Genomic DNA, 3751 nt, shown 5'->3' with positions numbered 1-3751 from the left:
TAGCAGCCACAATTACGGCTAACAGAACGTTCATTTTGAGCAAACAAATGACTGACATGACAATAACTGATACCACTATCGGGTTCATTAAAATATCCATACAGTTTCAACTCCTTTGCTAACCTTTCAAAATCAGTAAAGTAAATGTGTCCGGTCTGAGTAAATATTTACTTTTTTATAGTATACTTTAAATTTGTCGTAAAATGGTCAAAGTTTTTCAAACCTCAAAAATTTGTCATTAAGTATCAAATAGAATAATCTGAAAAAAGTCCGTAAAAATAAGAGCCCGTCAATTTTAAAATTGACATTTTCCAGACGATTTTTATCATGTTAAAATGCTAAATCACAAAACAGAAAAAGAGATTGTAACGAAAATCCCAAATTCCACTTGGAACTTCATTACAATCTCCCTAAACTTACGAAGCTTCATTCATAGCTTCATTCATAGTTGCTAATTACGAAGCTTCATTCATAGCTTCTAATTTTGCTCTTTCATAGGTATCGCGGTATAAATCCAAATAGCGTAAAGCCCGACCGCTATACATGCCGATACTGCCGCGATAACGCTTAGTAACTTCGGATTGCGGATATTCATGCTTAATTAAAGCAATGGCCATATTCACATACCCTACTTCCTGCGGATTATTCATCATCGTTAATTTTGCCATCGCTTCATCAATGTACTTCAAGGCGCCTTCTTGATTGCCTTCGCGCATAGCTAACAAGGCCAAGTACGATTCAACGATTGGGCGACGCCAATAGAAATCATAACGATTAAAGAATTCATAAGCCTGTTCAAAATAAACTTGTGCTTTGTCAAACTGCCCTAAGTTATAGGCCGCAATGCCCGCATTACAGGAAAATACTACCCAGGAACTGTAAGCCTGTTGATCATTACAAATAGCTAACGCTTTATCATAATACTCAATGGCTTCTTCAAATTGCCCACGGCCGCGACGGATTTCACCGATATAATTATAGGCTGCCGCAATATTTAAGGCATAACGACGAGCCACCGTTTGTGTTACCATAAACGTAGCAATGGATTCATTGAGAAGCCGTTCCGCTTCTTCAAAGTCACCTTGCATAATCATATTTAAGCCTTTAAGACGTAAAAGTATCCCTACTTCCTTATGGTAGTTACATTCTACGGCCAAATCCAAAGCAATTTCCAAATAGTTTTTCATTTCATTGGTATTACCTGTTTGGATATCGTAGTAAATCATCTGTTTATACCCCATGAGAGTATAATCGCGATTACGCATTTCAGATGCTTGTTCAATCAAATCAAGAATATAGCGAACCCCTTTTTCATATTTGCCTTCACGAATGAAATAACGTCCGATTAAGTGCAAATACATAAGTTCCAAATTCTTCACTTCCGTTGTAGCACCGCAGGTTTCACGAATGCGTTCCATCATTTTATCCACATCACTCAGATATTGTAAGGTATCCGCTTCCGTAAAATAACTGGCCCCACCGGTCTGCATCGGTTCGGACAGACTGAGTACCGGGAAGAGTTCATGACTGAAGTTCAAGTAATACATGAGCCCTTTCAGTTTATAGTGCCCCATTTTAACCAATTCGCCGGCCTGTTCATAGTGATATTCCAAATGCTTGTAAATCACTACGTCCTTTTTGGAGTGAGTTAAGCGTTTTTCCCATAAGGAGCCCAAATAACCATGTAAAATTTTCCATTTTTCCGGTGATAATTGCTGTTGAATAAATTCTTTCAACTTCTGCTGACTGATTTCATATAAAACATCCGCTTGTTGTGAAAACGGCGTTATCATATTCTTCGCTTCCAACGCTTCCAAATATTCCAACAGGCGTAAGGTGTCCATTTTCATATATTCACTGATCATGGAAATCGGCGCACCATTATAAAACAGCGAAATAAAATCAATAATTTTCTGCTGCTCTTCCGTTAAGGATAAATAATTGGCCTTAAACAAGGTTGCCATATTATTAGTCAATTTATCTAAGCTGCCTGTAGTCTTAAGCGAATTTAAACATTCATTGAGTAAAAATAAATTGCCTTCTGTTTCCAATTGTAATTTGTTAATTAAATTTGCATCTGTAGGAATGTTTAAACCGGCCGCTTCCACATATTGCTGAATATCTTTCTTGGATAACGGATTTAACTGTGTTACATGAAGACGTTTATAGACGGCAATAGACGTGATAAAATGTTGAAAATCTTTTTCACGGGAATCGCGGCCCGTCATAAGGAACAGAATCCGATCCGATTGTTTGCGCAGGATTAAACTGCTCAAAAGGGACAAACTGAGCGGGTCCATCCACTGAATATCTTCAAATACAATAATTAACTTTTTATTGGCCGATGCCACATCAAGCACGGTTGACAACGTATGAAAGATAGAATCAAACTTCAAGATGTCCTTAATTTCCACCAAACCTAAATCGCGGTCAATACTCATGTCCATTTGTGGGAACAAAGTATATAAACGACTCAGTTCAAAATCAGGAATCATGGTTCCGTTTTCTTCCAATAATTTAACAAGACCATTTACAATTTCTGTCCACGGATGCAGTAAAAAATTACGTTCCAACTGATAACAATTAGTCTGAATAACCGTCACTTCATCCTGTAAGCTGTCGAGCGCAATATCCTTAAGCATCGTTTTACCACTCCCCGCATCGCCTAATAAAATCAATGCTTCACCGGCACGACCACGCATAAAGGACCAAATATGAGCCGTCATATCTTCCAATTCTTTTTCACGGCCAATAGGAATCGCTATACGATGAGAGCGGTTCTGGAATTTCTTCTCTTCCTGTTGCAACGCATCTTTAATAATGGCATCAATATCAGCCAAAGCATCAGACTGCATGTCCCCTTGGAAAAGCTCTTTCATTTCTTCGTAGAGCTCCATAGCCTGCTGCATCTTGCCCTGTTCGCAATAAGCGCGCAGTACGATAGCATACACATTCTCATCATACGGATTCTGAGCTATCAAAAGCTGACCATGCCGTTCAATTGTATTGTAGTCTTTTTCGGACACGGCAATCTGCAATTTTTCGGCAATAGCATCCATATATAGATTTTTTAACCGACTTCTTTCGGCTAAGTACCAATCTTCATATTCCACGGAATCCTTGATGAAAAAGCCCTGCAAAAATTCACCTTTATATAAATCCAACTGCCCCACCGGATCGGCTTCGAACAGTTTACTGTCAATTTCCACATCCACCGCCGGATTGACTTTAATAATCGCTTTACGTGGTGAAATAAACGTATCGGCCCCCAGTATTTTCTTTGCTTCGTAAATTGCATTGCGGAGATTTTTACGAGCTACCGCATCCGGTTTATCAGCCCATAAAATACCGCTTAATTCATCACGCATAACGGTCCCGCGCACCAGAATGTAATACACTAATGCATTGACCTTATTATAGGAGAAAAATACCTCTTCCCCATCCTTGAGAATCTCAGGAGTTCCCAAAAAACGCACTACCAATTTTGCTGCCATAATAATCCCTCTGCCTGTATTGTTATTTTATGACATTTATTTGCGTCAAATGCTAACGTCAAACAAAACGTCAAACTTTTTAATCTAAAATTTCACGTTGCTTCCATCTTGTGAAATCTTTTTTGACACTTTTTATTATACAATAAAGCAATAGATAAAACACGCCAATGAATCAATTTTTCGCAAAATACATATAGCAATTATGCATAATTAAATGGTTTTTTATGGCTTATAGGACAAAAAGTGTGTGTGGCTTT

2 protein-coding genes are annotated in these 3751 nt (G+C 38.2%); both read right to left on the bottom strand.

The window, feature by feature from the left end; genetic code table 11:
• Positions 1-88, bottom strand: an 88-nt coding sequence (locus QZL64_RS07455; RefSeq protein WP_296309453.1) for a hypothetical protein, incomplete at its 3' end; no start/stop codon positions are given.
• A 367-nt stretch (positions 89-455) separates the two neighbouring features.
• On the bottom strand, positions 456-3494 hold the full coding sequence (locus tag QZL64_RS07450) for an AAA family ATPase (protein ID WP_021841381.1): 3039 nt from the start codon (positions 3492-3494) through the stop codon (positions 456-458).
• Positions 3495-3751 lie beyond the last annotated feature (257 nt).

Origin of the sequence: Veillonella sp. CAG:933, assembly GCF_000431435.1 — a bacterium.
GTDB lineage: Bacteria > Bacillota > Negativicutes > Veillonellales > Veillonellaceae > Veillonella_A.
The sequence above is the reverse complement of the archived record's forward strand: the minus strand, read 5'-3'. Positions and strand labels throughout refer to the sequence as shown.